Origin of the sequence: Algoriphagus aquatilis, assembly GCF_042657405.1 — a bacterium.
Lineage (GTDB): Bacteria > Bacteroidota > Bacteroidia > Cytophagales > Cyclobacteriaceae > Algoriphagus > Algoriphagus aquatilis.
On the sequence record NZ_JBHSKS010000015.1, the window covers coordinates 18,254 to 36,511 of the forward strand.

General features: G+C 44.9%; 16 protein-coding genes. 3 read left to right on the plus strand and 13 right to left on the minus strand.

Features of this window, described 5'->3' with window-relative positions; translation table 11 throughout:
* Positions 1-66 precede the first annotated feature (66 nt).
* From ACFPIK_RS15570 to gndA, 3 genes are all read right to left on the minus strand, one after another.
* Positions 67-1,203, minus strand: coding sequence for an aldose epimerase family protein (locus ACFPIK_RS15570; RefSeq protein WP_377916913.1), 1,137 nt, complete (start codon positions 1,201-1,203; stop codon positions 67-69).
* Between the two features lie 96 nt (positions 1,204-1,299).
* Positions 1,300-2,667, minus strand: a complete 1,368-nt coding sequence (locus tag ACFPIK_RS15575; RefSeq protein ID WP_377916915.1) for an amidohydrolase family protein — start codon at positions 2,665-2,667, stop codon at positions 1,300-1,302.
* A gap of 235 nt (positions 2,668-2,902) precedes the next feature.
* Complete coding sequence (gndA, locus tag ACFPIK_RS15580) at positions 2,903-4,798, minus strand: NADP-dependent phosphogluconate dehydrogenase (RefSeq protein WP_377916917.1); 1,896 nt, start codon at positions 4,796-4,798, stop codon at positions 2,903-2,905.
* A 205-nt stretch (positions 4,799-5,003) separates the two neighbouring features.
* On the opposite strand from gndA, the gene ACFPIK_RS15585 reads away from it, so the two are divergent.
* Positions 5,004-6,641, plus strand: coding sequence for an ABC-F family ATP-binding cassette domain-containing protein (locus tag ACFPIK_RS15585; protein WP_377916919.1), 1,638 nt, complete (start codon positions 5,004-5,006; stop codon positions 6,639-6,641).
* Positions 6,642-6,781: 140 nt separating this feature from the next.
* On the opposite strand, the gene ACFPIK_RS15590 is transcribed toward ACFPIK_RS15585, so the two are convergent.
* The 9 genes from ACFPIK_RS15590 to rpsT form a co-directional block, all read right to left on the minus strand.
* Positions 6,782-7,819: a Gfo/Idh/MocA family protein gene (locus ACFPIK_RS15590; protein ID WP_377916921.1), complete on the minus strand. Its 1,038-nt coding sequence runs from the start codon at positions 7,817-7,819 to the stop codon at positions 6,782-6,784.
* Positions 7,820-7,821: 2 nt separating this feature from the next.
* Positions 7,822-8,607, minus strand: coding sequence for a zinc-dependent peptidase (locus tag ACFPIK_RS15595; RefSeq protein ID WP_377916923.1), 786 nt, complete (start codon positions 8,605-8,607; stop codon positions 7,822-7,824).
* Between the two features lie 23 nt (positions 8,608-8,630).
* Positions 8,631-10,196, minus strand: a complete 1,566-nt coding sequence (gene rny, locus ACFPIK_RS15600) for a ribonuclease Y (RefSeq protein WP_377916925.1) — start codon at positions 10,194-10,196, stop codon at positions 8,631-8,633.
* Between the two features lie 63 nt (positions 10,197-10,259).
* Positions 10,260-10,544 carry a cell division protein ZapA gene (locus ACFPIK_RS15605; protein WP_377916927.1) on the minus strand — a complete coding sequence of 95 codons (285 nt, stop codon included), beginning with the start codon at positions 10,542-10,544 and terminating at the stop codon, positions 10,260-10,262.
* Position 10,545: 1 nt separating this feature from the next.
* The gene (locus ACFPIK_RS15610; protein WP_377916929.1) at positions 10,546-10,830 is read right to left on the minus strand and encodes a hypothetical protein; all 285 of its coding nucleotides are present in this window, start codon (positions 10,828-10,830) and stop codon (positions 10,546-10,548) included.
* 3 nt (positions 10,831-10,833) lie between these two features.
* Positions 10,834-13,248, minus strand: a complete 2,415-nt coding sequence (gene pheT, locus ACFPIK_RS15615; protein WP_377916931.1) for a phenylalanine--tRNA ligase subunit beta — start codon at positions 13,246-13,248, stop codon at positions 10,834-10,836.
* A 100-nt stretch (positions 13,249-13,348) separates the two neighbouring features.
* Positions 13,349-13,966: a DUF1684 domain-containing protein gene (locus ACFPIK_RS15620; protein ID WP_377916933.1), complete on the minus strand. Its 618-nt coding sequence runs from the start codon at positions 13,964-13,966 to the stop codon at positions 13,349-13,351.
* Positions 13,967-14,043: 77 nt separating this feature from the next.
* Complete coding sequence (gene radC, locus ACFPIK_RS15625) at positions 14,044-14,739, minus strand: RadC family protein (RefSeq protein WP_377916935.1); 696 nt, start codon at positions 14,737-14,739, stop codon at positions 14,044-14,046.
* A gap of 94 nt (positions 14,740-14,833) precedes the next feature.
* The gene (rpsT, locus tag ACFPIK_RS15630; protein ID WP_111393113.1) at positions 14,834-15,088 is read right to left on the minus strand and encodes a 30S ribosomal protein S20; all 255 of its coding nucleotides are present in this window, start codon (positions 15,086-15,088) and stop codon (positions 14,834-14,836) included.
* 205 nt (positions 15,089-15,293) lie between these two features.
* Between rpsT and ACFPIK_RS15635 the strand changes: the two genes are divergently transcribed.
* A complete protein-coding gene (locus ACFPIK_RS15635; protein WP_377916937.1) occupies positions 15,294-16,232 on the plus strand; it encodes a zinc dependent phospholipase C family protein in 939 nt (312 codons plus the stop codon).
* Positions 16,233-16,384: 152 nt separating this feature from the next.
* Positions 16,385-16,735 carry a four helix bundle protein gene (locus ACFPIK_RS15640; RefSeq protein ID WP_377916939.1) on the plus strand — a complete coding sequence of 117 codons (351 nt, stop codon included), beginning with the start codon at positions 16,385-16,387 and terminating at the stop codon, positions 16,733-16,735.
* A gap of 71 nt (positions 16,736-16,806) precedes the next feature.
* Here the strand turns inward: ACFPIK_RS15640 and ACFPIK_RS15645 are convergent, their stop codons facing one another.
* Positions 16,807-18,117 (minus strand): pyridoxal phosphate-dependent aminotransferase, encoded by a 1,311-nt coding sequence (locus tag ACFPIK_RS15645; RefSeq protein WP_377916941.1) that lies wholly within the window; start codon positions 18,115-18,117, stop codon positions 16,807-16,809.
* Positions 18,118-18,258: the final 141 nt, after the last annotated feature.

The following is an 18,258-nucleotide window of genomic DNA, read 5'->3' on the forward strand; positions in this document are numbered from 1 at the left end:
TGGTGATTGTATAATATCAAAAAGAAACCCTCCAAAGGATTTAAATCCTTTGGAGGGTTTCTTTTTTTACTTCTCCACCGAGAATCGATACTCGATGTTGTGGGTGTACTTTTCTCCCGGATTTAGGATCGGGCTGGGGAAATTGTCATGATTGATTGCATCTGGCCAGTTTTGGGATTCCAAACAAAAGCCCCAATGCTTTTCGTAGGTTTTGCCATCGGCCCCGGCAAAATTGGATAGGAAGTTTCCAGTGTAAAACTGCACCCCCATGTTGTCCGAATACATGTCCATCACCCGGCCGCTTTCGGCATGGCGCACACGGACGAAGTGCTTCATATCAGCTGATTTTTCCCGCTTCATCACCATGTTATGATCAAACCCAGCGCCATTGGCAGCGATTTGATCACCAAGAATTTTTGGTGTACGGAAGTCAAATGGAGTTCCAGTCACGTCTTTTACCTCACCTGTTGGGATCAATTCCTCATCCACCGGCGTGTAGGCATCCGCCCAAAACTGAAACTCATGATCCTGCGCATCCCGCTTCATTCCGCCCAGGTTAAAGTAGGTATGGTTAGTCAGATTGAGGATGGTCTTTTTGTCGGTAGCAGATTCAAATCGGATTCGAAGGGTATTATCTGCGGTCAATTCCATCCATAGGGTAGTTTCCAGATTGCCGGGATAACCTTCTTCTCCATCCACACTGAGGTAAGTCATTTTGACTCCGACTACCGAATCATTGGAATAGGTTTCAGGAGTCCAGACTTTTTTGTTGAAGCCTTCTACCCCACCATGCAGGTGGTTGTCTCCATTGGTTTTGGCCAAGGTATATTTTGTTCCATCCAACGAGAATTCGGCATTGGCGATCCGGTTGGCCACACGACCGGCTGTAGCCCCGAAAAAAGGATTGGGCTTGGTTAGGTATTCCTCCACGGTATCAAAGGTGAGGGTGATATTCTCTTTGTTCCCGTTTTTGTCCGGAGCAATGATTTTATGCACCAAGCCTCCATAGTTGGAGAGTTCGACTTGCATGGTGCCGTTGTCAAGGAGGTAATGAAAAACGGGTTGGCCCTTGTGTTCGGCCACTTGTTCTGCTTTGATCATAAGGTTGATTTCTTCTTTAATCGGTTCTTGGGTGTTGTTTTGAGAGCAGGCAAAAGCCATCGAAAGGATAGCTGCTATGCCTAGGATTGACGTGTATTTCATATTTTTTTTTGGTTCGAAAGTGGTTAGGTAGTAGAGGTGGAAAGCAGTGTAAACTTTCCTCAAAATCTCGTAAATCGTACTTCGTAACTCGTAAATCTACTGCCGAAGATATTTCTGCCGAATTAGATTCAACTCCAGCTGCAACTCATCCCGCTGGATAAATTTCCCCTGAATCATGATCGCTTGAGGCTTTTGCATGGTGGTCAAGTCTTCCAATGGATTTTTTTGTACCAATACAAATTCTGCCGCGGCACCGGGTTTCAAGACTCCCCATTGCCCTTCCTCTTCCATGTACTTGGCAGGATTGACAGTACCGGTTTTTAGAATTTCATAATTGGACATGCCGGCTTTGGACATGGATTCAATCTCTCGATGGATAGAAAAACCGGGAACATTAAAAACCTGAGGAGAATCCGAACTCATGATCATCGGCACTCCGGCTTTGTGAAGTTCGAGGAAAAGCCACTGACGGAATTCCAAATACGGTTTCACTTTGGCCTCGGCCAACACCCCATCTGCTTCCATTTTAGATTTGGTATTGAACCACTGAGTGACCAATAAGCCTGGTAAATAGAGCATCTCGGGTTGCTGACGCAATTCGTAAGCGGGTTGATAGCCGAAATAACGCTCAAACAAAGTCATGGTCGGCGCCATCCAAGTTTTGTTTTCCAGACAAAGTTGGATCAAACCTGCCAGTTTGCTTTTATCCACCTGTGCAACCAAGTTCATGTTAAAAGGACCGGAGACGGTCGGATCAATCACTGTTCCGTCAGGAAGCATGGCCTCCAAAAATCCGTCTATGTGCTCTACTGATCGATAGCCACGAGTCACCGAAGTCACCAAGCCCACATCCAGGGAAACGTGTCCTCCATAGAAAATCCCTTGCTTTTTGGCCTCATCGGCAATAGCCAAAAACTTTGGCGTATCCAATCCAGGATGCAACTTGAGGTGATCGTATCCTGCTGCTTTTTGTGCTCTTACCATAGCTCGACCCGCTTCCGGATCAGCGACTGTATTTCCATTGAAAGACGGGCCAGAGACAAAAGTTCGAGGTCCCAACAATTCCCCTTTCATCACCCGATCCCGAAGTGCCAAATGGGATTCGTGACCGAGCATACTTCTAATCCTCAATACCCCATTTGCCAAGTAAAGCATCATCACTTCTTCTTGAAACTCTGGGCCGTACTGCTCGGGATTGGGTAAGTGACCATGAAACTCTGCCAAACCCGGAAAAACATACATCCCTCGACCATCTAAAGTCCTCACACCAACTGCCGAAATCTCCTGCTCAGGCGCAATCTCTATAATCACCCCGTCTTTGACATAGATCGAGTGATCTTCCAAAACTTTGTCATCCAGCATGGTGATCACATTCAAGTGATTGATAACGAGTTCCTGTGCAAAAACCGAAACAAAAGAACAGCTCAGAAAAAGGAGTGAAAACAGGATTTTAATTGGTCTCATAGCCAGATGGGTTAGGTTGGGAAACTTAAGTTCGGCCTTTCCCTTTTGTAAACCAATCCGGTGGTGGATTTTTTGTATTTGCCACAAAGACAGAAAGGCGCAAAAGGATTTGTTTGAAAGGAAAAGGAAAGGAGCAGAAAAAAATATCTGTGCACCTGCCTGCGATGGGCAGTTCTGTGGCCAAAAAAGAAAGGCTGAATCGCTCCAGCCCTTCGTAAATCGTAATTCGTAAATCTCAAATCCATTGGGAGTGGTAAAACTTCCCACTTGGATCGTCTTTGCGCTGATAGGTATGCGCACCGAAGTAATCCCGCTGCGCCTGAATGACTGAAGCAGAAGACTCTGCAGTAATTCTACCCAACAAATAATTGATCCCCGCACTCATCACCGGCAAGGCAAAACCATGCGTCAAACCCAAACCAACCAATTCCGCTAAGGCTTTTCTTCCTGAAATCACTTGTTCTTTCACACCAGCCATTTCAAAGAAGGATACCTGATCCGAATAATTAGCGGAAATGGTCTCCATCAAACCGGAACGAATGATACAGCCATTGGTCCAGATTCGGGCAATTTCGTTGAAATTGAGATTCCAGCCTTTGGTGTCTGAGACAGTTTTCATCAAGCGGAAACCTACCTCATGATTGATTATTCGGGCCAACCCATAGGCTTCTTTGATTTTGGGCAGCCACGCTTCGAGTGAACCTTCGACTTGTTGGAATTCATGTTGGAAGGTCTTAGAAAACGCCACGCGCATCGCTTTTTCTCCTGAAACTCCCCGGGCATTCACAGCCTCGGCCAATGGACTGTACGGAATTCCGAATTCTAATGCGGTCGTCAGAGACCAAGCACCGGTACCTTTTTGGCCAGCCTGATCAAGGATTTTATCTAAGAGCAATTCACCGTTTTCCTTGAAAAGCAACAAATCCGCAGTGATTTCCGATAAGAAGGACTTCAATTCTCCTTTTCCCCAATCTGAAAAAATTCCAGAAACCTGCTCAGCAGAGCACCCAAATCCAAACCGGAGCAGGTGAACCAACTCCGCCAAGACCTGCATCTCACCGTACTCGATGGAGTTATGCACCATTTTGATAAAGTGGCCCGAGCCTCCCGGACCCACATAAGTCATGCAGGGCTTTCCGTCTTTGTCTTTGGCAGAAATTCTTCCCAAGAAATCCTCCACCATCGCATAGCCTTCGGCATTTCCGCCGGGCATGATGGATGGTCCTTTTCTCGCTCCTTCTTCCCCACCGGACACACCCATGGGTAAAAAGTGCATCCCGACCTCTTTAAGCCGATTGACTCTTCGATCCGAATCAAGATAGAATGAATTGCCACCATCGATGACCAAATCGTCCTTTTCCAAAATCGGAATCAGCGCATCCAATTGGGCATCGATCGCTGCCCCGGCAGGAATCATCATCAAAATCCTGCGTGGCTTTTCCAAGGAATTCACAAACTGTTGCAAGTCCTCGAACGCCAGCATATTGGAAAATTCCGGATTTTCATCGAGCACTTTTTTAGCGATGCCTTCTTCTTTTCCGGCGACAAATCGATTGTAAAGTGAGACGGGAACGCCTTTTTCGGCCAGATTGAGCGCTAAGCTTTTGCCCATGACGCCCATCCCGATGACTCCCATTTTCATGTTCATAGGTTGAGAAGTTAAATAGTGAAGGGAAGCTTCCAGCAGTTGCTCAGGAGCCCCCGTGATATCCAATAAGAATCCGGTTTGTGGCTTTTCCCAAACGGCAATTTGGGAATCCAGCATTCCGGCTTTCATGTAATGGTTTTTTCGGGCAAGCATTCGTTCCCAAATCAAATCCCGACTTCCGGTGAGATGAATCCAGCGGAGATTATCGGAAACTGACAGCTTTTCCCGATACCAATTTTTCAAAGCCGAACAGGCCAAAACCGCACCGCCTTTTTGCTCAGAAGTCAAGAGCTGATCCGCCAAAGCCTGAAGCCAAGGCTGCCGGTCTTCATCATTCAGCGGATGTCCGGCACTCATTTTGGCAATATTTTCCGCAGGATGAAAATGATCCGCATCGAAAAAAGGAAGACGGAGCCTTTCGGCCAAGAGCGTTCCAAGGGTAGTTTTCCCCGTTCCCGATACACCGGTGACGATTACAAGCATGGGGCGAAGTTAATTTATTTGGAGTCAACAGCACATAATTAAAATGATATTGTCAACGGTCAACCGACCACAGTCCACCGAAGTTCGGAAATCACATCGATCGGTGGACTGTCGACCGTAGACAGTCGACAACTTTACAACTTTTAAATCCTTTCCACCTTACAACTCCAAAATCCCTACCTTTGCCCCTTCAATTCCAAGATTCATGATTTCAGTCGATAACGTGACCGTCATGCACGGCGGCACTCCGCTTTTCAGCAATATCACCTTCAACATCAACGAGAGCGACAAGATCGCCCTCATGGGTAAAAACGGGGCGGGAAAATCTACCCTCCTCAAGATCATTGCCGGACAAAGCAAGCCAACCTCCGGTACAGTTTCTGCCCCAAAAGGCTATGTCGTAGCTTATTTGCCTCAGCATTTGCTCACTGCGGATGATTGCAGTGTGATGGAGGAGACGGCCAAAGCCTTTGCCTCTTACCTCGGCATGAAGGAGGAAATCGACCGAATAAACGAGGAACTGACTGTGCGAACAGACTATGAATCGGAAGATTATTACAAACTGATCGAAAAAGTCTCCGAACTCAGTGAGAAATTCTACGCCATCGAAGAGATCAACTACGAGGCAGAAGTAGAAAAAGTGTTGTTGGGTTTAGGTTTCGTTCGCGAAGATTTTCAGCGATCCACATCTGAATTTTCCGGAGGGTGGAGAATGCGGATCGAGCTGGCAAAAATCCTTTTGCAAAAGCCTGACCTGATCCTACTCGACGAACCGACCAACCACCTTGACATCGAATCCATCCAATGGCTGGAAGAATTTCTGATGACCAAAGCCAAAGCTGTGGTGGTGATTTCCCACGACCGGGCCTTTGTCGATAACATCACCACCCGAACCATTGAGGTGACGATGGGCCGTATTTACGACTACAAAGCGAAATACAGCCATTACCTGGAGCTGCGCAAAGAGCGTCGCGAGCAGCAGCAAAAGCACTACGAAGAGCAACAGAAGTTCATTGCCGAAACGACCCAGTTCATCGAGCGCTTCAAGGGCACCTATTCCAAAACACTTCAGGTGCAATCCCGTGTGAAAATGCTCGAAAAACTAGAGCTAGTAGAAGTGGATGAGGTGGATACTTCTGCCTTGAAACTCCGGTTTCCACCTTCTCCCAGATCAGGAAAATATCCAGTGATTGTCGAGGAAATGGGAAAAACCTATGGAGATCATGTGGTGTTCAAAAACGCCTCCATGACCATCGAGCAAGGACAAAAAGTAGCTTTTGTCGGGAAAAACGGGGAAGGTAAATCCACCATGATCAAGGCGATTATGGGCGAGATCGACTTCCAGGGAAAATGTGAACTCGGTCACAATGCAATGATCGGGTACTTTGCGCAGAATCAAGCCTCACTTTTAGACGAGTCCATTACGATTTTTGAAACGATTGATAACATCGCTGTGGGAGAGATCCGAACCAAAATCAAAGATATTCTCGGAGCCTTCATGTTTAAGGGCGATGATATCAACAAGAAAGTCAAAGTGCTTTCCGGTGGAGAAAAAACCCGATTGGCGATGATTAAATTGCTCTTGGAGCCGGTAAACTTGCTCATTCTTGACGAACCAACGAACCATTTGGACATGAAGACCAAGGATATCATCAAGGATGCGTTGAAAGCTTTTGACGGCACTTTGATTGTGGTGTCTCACGACCGGGATTTCTTAGATGGCTTGGTGACCAAAGTTTTTGAATTTGGCAATAAACGAGTGCGTGAGCACTTCGAAGACATTAACGGCTTCCTGAGAAATAAGAAGATGGAGAATTTGAGGGAAGTGGAGCGCAAACAGTAGTCAGTCTCGGTTTGCAGTAATCAGTACATCGATGTCAGAAGTATAAAGTCAGAAGGCTGAAAATCCGGAGTGAAAGCTTCGGGTTTTTTATTGCAGCAGATCCACAGAAAAAAGGAAATCTGTGCATCTGTGGCAAAACCTTATTCCGAGAACGGAAATCGGATCAGCTGTTCCTCCTTGCTTGATTGGTAAATAGCCCGAATGAGTTCCAAGGATTTTCGGGATTTGGGTCCATCGACTTCGGGTTGATTTCCAGTTTCGATCGCTTGGAGAAAATCCATCCACTGTTTGGCATGAAGCTCGAAGCCAATTGCATTGGGATCGGAGGAACCTGATGCTGCGTTATGTTCAGTTTTTGCTATTGGACTTTCCATTCCCCGAACATTCCAAGCAGTCAACTTCCCTGCTTCCAAAATCGCACTTCCTTCTGTTCCATAAATCTCCAAACGCTCTAGATATCCGGGATAAAGGGAAGTGCCTGCTGTGATCGTTCCCATCGCTCCTGATTTGAAATTGACCAAAGCTGCTCCTAAATCCTCCCCTTCGATGGGATAGAGCGTGGTCTTCACTTTTCCAAAAACAGAATCAACTTCTCCCATCACTTCTAAAAGAAGATCCAACGTATGAATGGCCTGATTGATCAGGGCGCCTCCTCCGTCATAGGTTAAGGTTCCTTTACACTGGCTGGAAGAATAATAATTGGCATCACGAAACCAATTGATCGCTGCATTTCCCATCAGCAGTCGACCAAAAACCCCATTCGATATCGCATCCTTTAACTTAGTAAAATCCGGAGAAAAGCGATTTTGAAAAACTACTCCCAACTTTACATGTTGAGCCTCGGCAGCTTGGATCAATTGATCTGCCCGATCCAAAGTAACCTCTATCGGTTTTTCAATAAAGACATGTTTTCCTGCTTCAATGGCTTTGAGCGCAGGCTCTAGGTGCATCCCACTAGGAGTACAAATGCAAACTACCTCAAGGTCAGGAGATGAGATAAATTCCTCCCAATTACTGAATACCGGCACCGAAAATTTCTCCCTGGCTTTTGCCGCACTGGGAGGATTTGGATTGAAAAGACCAATCAATTCGGCATTGACCAAACTAGCGATGGCTTGCGCATGCTTGAGGGCAATGGCACCTGTACCGATGATTCCGATTTTGTATAGCTTTTCCATGCCTACTTCATTAATACCAAGGGATCCTGTCTCAGTAAGTGGACCAAGGCTTTATACATGTTGGGATGATAGTTTTTCAAATCCTGACTTCGCTCAAAAAAGCTTTCCAAGGCGACTGCAAAAAATTCGTGTTCATTTAACCCGGCACTTTCACGAAACAGGCTGGGTAAACCTTTTCTGAGCCTTTCCATTTCAGCCGGAACCCATTGGGTATACTCAGTCCAAGCTTTAGGATTAAACTCATGTTCTCCGTCGGTTTCGATCAGATTGGCTAGTTTCAATGCATGGGCAATTTCATGGATACCCACATTTACTCCATCTGATGGATCTGCCATACCTTCTACGAAGCACTTCCAAGAGACTACAATCAACCCATGTTTTGGATTCACTTCTCCGCGGTGGTACACTTTATTGACCGTGCTGTAGTAGGCATTTGGATAAACCAAGATAGTATGGAAGTGTGCTAAGCGAAGTCTTTTCCAACCGAAAATGACCATCGTAATCGTAGCTCCAATCAAAACCTCCATTTCGGAGGTCACCTCTTCCAACCCTCCCCTCGGTGCAAATCGCTTGGTAGAAAGTATAGTTTCTAATTTGACAAGAAACTCTTTTCTATGGATGGGTTTGAGCCTTGCGAAATAGGGGAAATGAATATCTAAAAACCGGATCTCCTCTGGAGTAACTTTCCTAGGAAAGAGCTTCCAACGGGTCTCATTAATAAATTGAATAAACAGGTAGGTGGCAAACATCAGAAAATAAAAATGGCAACCACCTAAAGTAGTTGCCATTTGTCAGAAAATCAATTTTCAATTTATCTCGCGTAGTTGACTGCTCGCATTTCCCTGATCACAGTTACTTTGATCTGCCCAGGATATTGCATCTCTTTTTCGATCTTTTGGGAGATGTCAAACGAAAGCTTCCCTGCCTTTTGATCATCGACACTGTCTGCATCGACCAGGATTCGGAGCTCACGACCTGCCTGCATCGCAAAGCACTTATTTACTCCATCAAAATTCAAAGCCAACTCTTCCAATTCCTTCAGACGCTTCACGTAGCTGTCCATGATTTCACGACGTGCACCAGGTCTAGAACCGGAGATTGCATCGGATGCCTGCACGATCGGAGAGATCATGGAAGTCATCTCGATCTCGTCGTGGTGAGCACCGATCGCATTGCAGATTTCAGGATGCTCTTTGTAGCGCTTGGCCAGTTCCATACCGAGGATTGCGTGAGGTAATTCCTGCTCCTCAGGCCACACCTTTCCGATATCATGCAGAAGTCCGGCACGCTTAGCCAGCTTGGCATTGAGTCCCATTTCAGCAGCCATGGTAGCAGCAAGTTTGGCTACTTCTCTGGAGTGCTGAAGTAGATTTTGTCCGTAAGAAGAACGGAATCTCATTCGACCCACCATCTTGATCAATTCAGGATGAAGTCCGTGGATACCCAAATCAATACAAGTTCTTTCTCCGATTTCGACGATTTCTTCCTCAATATTCTTCTCGGTTTTAGCCACCACTTCCTCGATACGGGCAGGGTGGATTCGACCATCCTGAACCAGACGATGCAGGGACAATCGCGCGATTTCTCTCCTTACCGGATCAAAGCCTGAAATGATGATTGCTTCAGGGGTATCGTCCACAACGATTTCCACACCCGTGGCAGCTTCCAGTGCACGGATGTTTCGACCTTCGCGACCGATGATTTTGCCTTTGATGTCGTCGCTTTCGATATTGAATACAGACACACAGTTTTCTACCGCATGCTCAGTAGCTGTACGCTGAATGGTATCGAGAACAATCTTTTTGGCTTGCTTGGTAGCAGTCAATTTTGCCTCATCGAGGATATCCTTGATTTGGGAAGACGCTTTGGATTGTGCCTCTTCAGTCAGCATATTGATCAATTGCTCCCTAGCCTCTTCACGGGTCAGTCCCGCGATTTTCTCAAGGTCTGCGATACGTTGATTGGTCACACGGTCCAACTCTTCTTTCTTAGCCTGAACAGATTGTAATTGGGCTTGAAGATTTTCCTTTTTGGAGTCTAGTTCAGCTTCTTTGCGCTTGAGTGCCTCTTGGTCTTTAGATACTTGACTTTGCAGCTGCTTGACTTTGTTTTCGTTGGTGATGATGATGTTTTTCTTATTGTTCATCTCCTCATCAAACTCAGCCTTCATCTTGAGGTATTTTTCTTTTGCTTCAAGAATTCGGTCTTTCTTGATGGTTTCGGCTGTGATTTCAGCCTCTCTCAGCATGGATTTGATCCGTTCTTTAGTTTCCTCTTCCTGCTGTGCATGTTTATTTTTAATGAAAAAGCCTGCAAGTGCGGCTCCCCCGCCAAGCCCCGCCAGGGCTGCGAGGACGATAAATAGTACGTCTGCCATAGGTATGTATATAAATTTTACCTACCGGATCCGAGAATCAGCAAAATGAGCGGGTATCAATCTTCAGACTGCCTTACTGAGCAGAGCTGAAATATGGGAGAGACTGCGGCGAATGTGCTCGCTGTCTTCTGCATTGCCTTCATTGGTCTCCAATGACTCCACCATACAATCAAAAGCAACCATTGCTAAAAGATCGGTGGTATCGTCAAGGCCAAATTCGGCCTTATACTTTCTCAATTTTTCATTTATCAACTTCCCTGCGTGACGGATTTTGCCTTCATCTTCCAGCTTGACACGCATGGGGTATTCCCTATCTCCGATTTTCACTCTGATGGCAAGCGTCTCCATATCATTCGGAAAGGTAGGTGATCAAATGATCGATTTCTTGTATATAGTTATTGATTAAGTCACTCATTTCGGCGGCATCTTCAGAATTCACCGGTCGGTTGTCCACAATGTTACTAATTTTAATCTTATTTTTAAAATGATGGATTTCCTGCTCTTTTTCCTGAATTTCCTGCTCAAGAGCTGACAACCTAGCCCTTAATTGCTCATTTTCAGCGGTCAAAGCCTCTGATTTTTTACTTACCTGCACGGCAAGTCTTTCCAGTTTTTGCAGTTCCTCGTGAATCATTTTTTAACTTCTGATGACAGCCCCTACTTGTTGCTGAAAGGCCTCAATCAATTTACTCTTTGTTTTCTCAATTACCTTATCGGTCAAGGTATTTTCCTGATCTTGCAGGATAAAGCTCAAAGCATAAGCCTTTTTGCCAGCTTCAATCTTATCACCTTGATACACATCGAATACACCGATTCTTCTGAGCAATTTGCCACCAGCCTTTTCTGCAACTGACTTAACTTGGTCATATGTCACGGTTTTGTCAATCACCAAGGAAAGGTCACGACGAACCTCCGGAAACTTGGAGATCTCCTGATATTTCTTCAATCCTGAAGCTTTCTTGGTAAGTAAATCCCAATCCAACTCAGCAAACCAAACATCCTGACGGACTTCCGCGAGTTTCAGCATTTTCTCATCCACCAAACCGAGACGACCGATTTCTTTTTCTCCAAGTTTGAGGACTAATCCATAGGCAAAAGGCACGGATTCTACCACTTCCATAGAACCTACTTCAATATTCAATCGCTCGAGGATTCTCTCTACTGCCGAGAACAAATCAGCGAAAGCAAAAGGTTTTGCAAGCTCTATCCAGCTCTCCGCGCTTCTGTTTCCCGAATGGAAAATCGCCAATCGTCTTCCCTCCTTGTATCCCGACTCTGCTTTGTGATAAACTGTACCGAACTCGAACGCACGAAGGTCGGTTTGCTTTCGGTTGATATTGTGTGACATCACCTCCAAACCGGAGAAAAGTAAGGTCTGACGCATCACGCCCAAGTCTTCACTCAACTTGTTGAAAATCTCAACATTGTAGGAAGGATCTAGGAAGCCAGATTTCTCTGCATAAACTGGCTTGGTCAAGCTATTGGTGATGAGCTCGAAATATCCCAAACCTGCCAACATTTCGGTCAGTCGATATTGAAGTTTGTTCACATCCTTCACTGGATGATCCGCCAAGAAATCGGTACTAAGTTTCTCAGAAAGCTCAACCTGATGGAAGCCATGGATTCTGAGAATTTCTTCGATGATATCCGCCTCACGGGTGACATCCACCCGGTACGGCTTTACGATCGCCGTGAATCCCGCTTCTGATTCATTTTTTACCCGTATATCCAGACTTTCCAAAATGGATTTTACTTCGCTTGGGTCAATTTTCTTTCCGATCAGACGGTTGACATGGGCGTATTCGACTTCCACCACAAAATCCTCCACAGGTTGCGGATAAAGGTCAATTAGATCTGAAGCCACTTTTCCTCCTGCTATCTCCTGAAGCAATGCCACGGCACGCTTCAACGCATAAACTGGCATATTGGGATCGGTGCCTCGCTCAAAACGGAACGAAGCATCTGTCTTTAATCCATGATACTGAGATCCTTTTCGGATCACATCTGGAGAGAAATAAGCGGATTCTAAGAAAATAGAGGTGGTTTGATCACTGACACCCGATCCTTTTCCCCCGAAAATACCTGCAATACACATCCCTCCATTAGGATCACAAATCATCAGTTCCTCACCGGAAAGCTTTCGCTCCTTTTCATCCAAGGTCACAAAGGATGAGCCTTTAGGCAGCTTACCTACGATGATTTTACCATTTGTAACTTTATCTGCATCAAAAGCATGTAGAGGCTGACCGAGGTCGTGAAGGATAAAATTGGTGATATCGACCACGTTGTTGATCGGCTCAAGTCCAAGTGACCTGAGAAAATTCTGAAGCCATTGGGGTGAAGGTCCTACCTTCAAATCACTCACTACTACTCCGGCATAGCGTGGACAGTCTTCAGTACTTTGAACTTCAACGGAAATCGAGGGACCTGAAACTTCTTTGGTCAATTCTTTCCCGTCAGGAAGGCAAATCGAACGCTGAAGCAAAGCTTTCAGATCTCGGGCTACGCCTAAATGTGAAGCCGCATCTGCTCGGTTGGGAGTCAATCCAATCTCCAAAACATGGTCTTGGCTGACTTCAAAGTATTCCTTCGCCGGAGTCCCATTTGGCAAATCAGTATCCAATACCATGATGCCCGCATGAGATGTCCCAAGCCCGATTTCATCCTCGGCGCAAATCATTCCTTCGGAGGCTTGGCCGCGGATTTTGGCTTTTTTGATTTCAAATGGCTCTCCGTTAGTAGGAAAAAGCTTAGCTCCGACGGTAGCCACGACCACTTTTTGACCGGCTGCGACATTGGAAGCACCACAGACTATTTGGGAAGGAGTCTCCAAACCAATATCTACCGTAGTGATGCTGAGCTTGTCCGCATCAGGATGCTTTTCACAAGTCAATACTTCCCCGATCACAATTCCTTCCAGTCCACCTGGTACAGAAACAAACTCTTCCACCGCTTCCACTTCCAAGCCGGAACGGGTGAGGAGGGACGCGATTTCTTCAGGGGTTTCAGTGAGAGAAATGTATTGCTTGAGTCTATTGATAGAGATTTTCATATGAATTCGAGTTCGGGATGCTTCTACAGGTTAAGAAAAAAGGTGCAAAGGCACCTTCTGAAGCAGTTGGCAAATTTAAAAGAATTGCGGGAGGGCGGGATTATTTGTCATAATTTTTCTCCCCTGCCTCAATAGCAATTGTCATCAGATTTTCCTTGGGTGGAAGCGGACAGGCATAATCAGGATTGTAAGCGCAATAGGGGTTGTAGGCCAAATTGAAATCAATCGTGATACTGTTTTTACCGTCTTGACGTACATTGAGAAATCGACCACCTCCGTAAGTTTCTTTTCCGCTAGTCTCATCGGCAAAAGCCAAAAAGAAATTTCGCATGTCGGTTTCTTTTACAGACTGAAGCAAAAGCAGCTTATTGGTCTGCCCGCCGAGTTCAAACTCAGCGTATGAGTGCTCGATGTACTTTTCTTTGGAGCCGTCGGTCAATGGCACTTCTCGCACTTTTTTATTCTCAATCGGAATCAACCGTGCTTTAACACGGTAAAGTGGATTGATGTCATAAAAAGTCAACAGCTGAAAACTGCGCCTTTGCTCTTCATTGAGTGGCGATTCAACATTAAACTTGATGAATTTGAATTGGCGCTCACGTTCTTTCTCCACTTTCTCATTGTATGCTTCGGGGCTTTCCGCCGCGGTAAACATGTAGGCTACAGCTGCTAATACAACGAAGGAGACAACTACGATTAAAATATGACTTGATTTCACAGGGGATCAGATTTTCTCTTCAAAACTCCCACTTTCTTCAGGAGTTTTTGCTTTGGATAAATTTCTATGCGAGAGGATCAAAGAATCCCCTCGTCGGCGAAGCTAAAATAGCCATGATCTGTGAAAATCATATGGTCCAATATGCTCAAATCCATATCACGCCCGATTCGGACCAAGCGTTGGGTAAGTTTTTTATCCTGTTCGGAAGGGCTTGCCGATCCACTTGGATGGTTATGGACCAAAATAATGGAGTGCGCCATGTGCTCCAAGGCAGTTTTAAACACCAACTTAGGATCTACCACCGTACCAGATGTACCGCCTTGACTAATGTGCTGCTTCTTGATGACGTAATTTGATCTGCTCATCAGGATGAGATAAAAATGCTCAATGACCTCATCGTAAAGCTCTGGACGCATCAGCTCATAGGCATCTCGAGACGAAGTAATTTTTTGTTTTACAGGCGCATCCTGGTCTTTCCGTCGCCTCCCGAGCTCCAAGGCGCTTACAATTGATATTGCTTTTGCCTCGCCGATCCCCTTGAATTTCATCAAATCTTTTACAGAAAGCCTGGCTAAGGCCGAGAGGTCATAATTGATATGACGGAGGATCATCCTGGAAAGGTCCACAGCACTCATCGAGGGAGTGCCTGAGCCAATCAATATTGCAATCAGTTCGGCATCAGTGAGGGCTGATTTTCCTCTGAGGAGAAGTTTTTCTCGCGGCCGATCTTCCTCGGCCAATTCCGAAATCTTGGTAGAAAAAGTAGAATCCATATCTAAGTAAAAGTCTTAAACTAAAACTAGCGATAAAAATAAAATAAAAAAACCCTGCTTGTGACAGGGTTTATAGTAAGAAAGTCTTTCTTAATTAAGCAAGTGCATTGACGAACTTGGCCAATTTTGATTTCTTATTGCTAGCGTTGTTTTTGTGGATCACATTTTTCTTCGCCAGTTTGTCCAACATGGAAGAAACCTTCTGGAAAAGCTCAGTAGCCTCGATCTTATCGGTAGCAGCCTTCAGCCTTTTGATGAAAGTTCTGGTGGTCTTGGCCTGATATCTGTTTCTCAAACGCTTCGCTTCGTTGGCACGAATTCTTTTCAGAGCTGATTTGTGATTTGCCATATTGTTTTAAATAATTTCTGTTCTTTCCCTATTCTGAATCGGACTGCAAAGTTATTGTAAATAATTAATTCTGCCAAAGGAATTTCGAACATTCCTTTCAAGATCCGCATCTACGGAACTAAAATAATTGGATTATTGTCCAAAATGAACCTGAATAATAAGGTTTATGAAAGTCAGGAAATTAAAGTTTTGATTAATTTCAAAGATGAATTTTTTTTTAGTGTGGCTTTTTATTTTCTCTGTTAGCAATGGAAATCCGCCATTTTGGGGATTTTTTGCCCATTCTCTTATTAACAGACAGGCGGTCTTTTCCCTTCCACCAGAGATGATGCCTTTGTATAAATCTGAAATTGAATTTATCACAGAAAAGGCGGTCAATCCCGATCGAAGAAGATATGCCGTGGCTGGGGAAGCTGAAAAGCACTACATCGACCTCGATCATTATGGCGACAGCGCCCTTTCTATCCTTCCTACCTATTGGCCTGAAGCTATTAAACTTTTCCCGGAAGATTCGCTGAGGGCCCACGGAATTGGACCTTGGTCGACCTATTTGACTTTTTTGAGCCTGACCAAAGCCTTTGAGCAAAAGAACAAAGCTGCCATTCTGAAGCTGTCCGCAGATTTGGGGCACTACCTTGGCGACCTCAATGTCCCCCTTCACACGACCAAAAATTACAATGGACAACTTACCGGTCAGGATGGGATTCATGGGTTTTGGGAAAGCAGAGTTCCTGAGCTTTTAGCTAAAGATTATTCGTTTTGGGTAGGAAAAGCGGAATATGTCGAGAAGCCCCAATTGGCGATTTGGGATGCCGTGGCGGTAGCGCACACCATGGTGGATAGTGTTTTACGAATTGAAAAAGAACTCACTGCGCAATTTCCTGAAGACCAGAAATACAGCTACGAGGAGCGAAATGGATTGACTGTTCGGGTTTATTCGAGAGATTTCACCCTTGCCTACGCGCAGGCTTTGGATAATCAGGTAGAGCGTCAAATGAAAAAATCCATCAAAATGATCGCTGATTTTTGGTATACGGCTTGGATTAATGCCGGTCAACCGGATCTAAAGGACTTTTCATCATCAGAAAAAGCAGAGGATGAAAAAATGACTCCCGACCCAAAAATCAAAGTCAGAGATCATTAGGAAGTATGAAAGCTAAAGTATGAAAGCTGAAACGAGTAGCCACCAGATTAAAACTTAATGTTGAATTAAGTGAAATGGGATTCGAGGTTTGGCACTTTTTGCTATCGCAAAAAACTTCTGTACGGAATAAGTTATAAAATTAAACACTACATATGGACAGAGATTTAAAAGCTAGAACAAAGAGGTTAGCGTTGGAAATCATACAACTTGTATCAGAACTTCCGAAAAACACAGCAGGCTTTGAACTTGGTAAGCAATTAATTAGGTCAGGCACTTCAGTGGGGGCGAATTATAGATCATCACAGCGTGGTCGCTCTCGAGCAGAGTTTATTTCAAAATTATCAATAGTCCAAGAGGAAGCTGATGAGTCTGGATTTTGGTTGGAATTGATCTCAGAGTCTCATCTTTTGCCTAACGAAAGAGTGAAACCTGCTCTTAAAGAAGCCAATGAACTCACGGCAATTTTTACTAAAATGGTTATAAAGGCTAAAGGCAATTCTTAAAAGCACTTTCGTACTTTTCACCTTATTTTCAAAGACTTAAGAAATTAACCTTTGATTAACCTTTTCTGATTTCAGACTTCTGAATTCAAATACTGTAGAATAGCTCTCCCCAACCTTTCAAATGTATTTTTGAAAACCGTCTCATTTTCTTCCAATAAGGTCACTCTAAAACCTCTCAGGTCAGAGCAAAAGGAAGAAATCGGTACTACACAGATTCGCTCAGAGGCTAATAAGTAGTAGACAAAACGCTTATCCAAAGGCATATCAGAATCACTGAGCCAAGTATCTAACAACTGCTGTAATCGCGCATCCTCGATGGGTAGCGTTTGATGAGGATTCAATAATTTCTCATCGAATACTATGGTATTATAAAATGCACCTTGCGTCGGGTTAAATTTAATTCCCTCGATATCTCCCAAAATCTCCCTCATCCAGTCGCTACGTTGACCGATTTGCGCATTGGCCTGCTCCCGATAGGCGTGGTATTCGGGATGACTCATGATTCTGGGGATCGCCAACTGTGGCAAAATCGTCGAACAAACCTCGATCATTTTGGCATTTTCGAGGGTTTGGCAAAGTTTGGCAAACTCCTTTGAAGACTCCCGATTGTAAAATTCCATCCAGCCACAGCGTGATCCCGGCCAAGGGAATTCCTTGGAAATTCCCTTCAATGAAATTGCCGGACGGCTTCCGATCACTTCTGCCAAGGCCACCGCTTTGATCCCGTTGTAGGTGATATTCTGGTAGATCTCATCGGCGATCAAAAGCAGGCTAAATTCCTCTGCGATTTTTACAAATCCTTCCAACACCTCTTTTGGATACACCATCCCCGTGGGATTATCCGGATTGATGATCAGGATACCGACAATGGAAGGATTGTATTTAACCTTCATGTAAAGGTCCTCCATGTCAGGCAGCCACTGATTATCCGGATCAAGCTTGTAAGTAATCGGAGCGGTATTGGCATGAGCTGCTTCTGCTGAACTGTGCGTGGAGTATGCTGGAGAAGGACCGATTATTCTGGCTGTTGGAATCAAAAATTGATACAACTTGGCAATTGCATCTCCCAAGCCATTGAAAAACAAAATGTCCTCTGCAGTGATTTGGGATCCGCCTTTTTCATTGTTGAGATTGGCCAAAAACTTTCGGGTTTCCAACACGCCCTTGGAGTCAGCATAGCCGTAGGTTTTATCCTCCTTGAGCAAGTCTGCAATAATCGCCTTCATCCAATCGGGCACGTGGTTATGCTTTTGGATAGGGTCGCCGATGTTTTCCCATGTCATGGGATAGCCAAGGGCTTCAATCTGTCGGGCTTTTTTTACGATGCCCCGGATTTCGTAATTCAATTCTTCTGCTCCGGGTCTGAGGAGTAGCTGTCTCATAGGTCAATAGGCTGGTTTGGAAAAAATTCCGCCACAAAGTAAGAGAAAAGCAAGTTGAAATTTCAGGAATAGACTAAAAACCAAAACATATCCTGATCCTAAAAAGTGATCACTCGTAAACTTTTGTTGGCTCTTATCGTT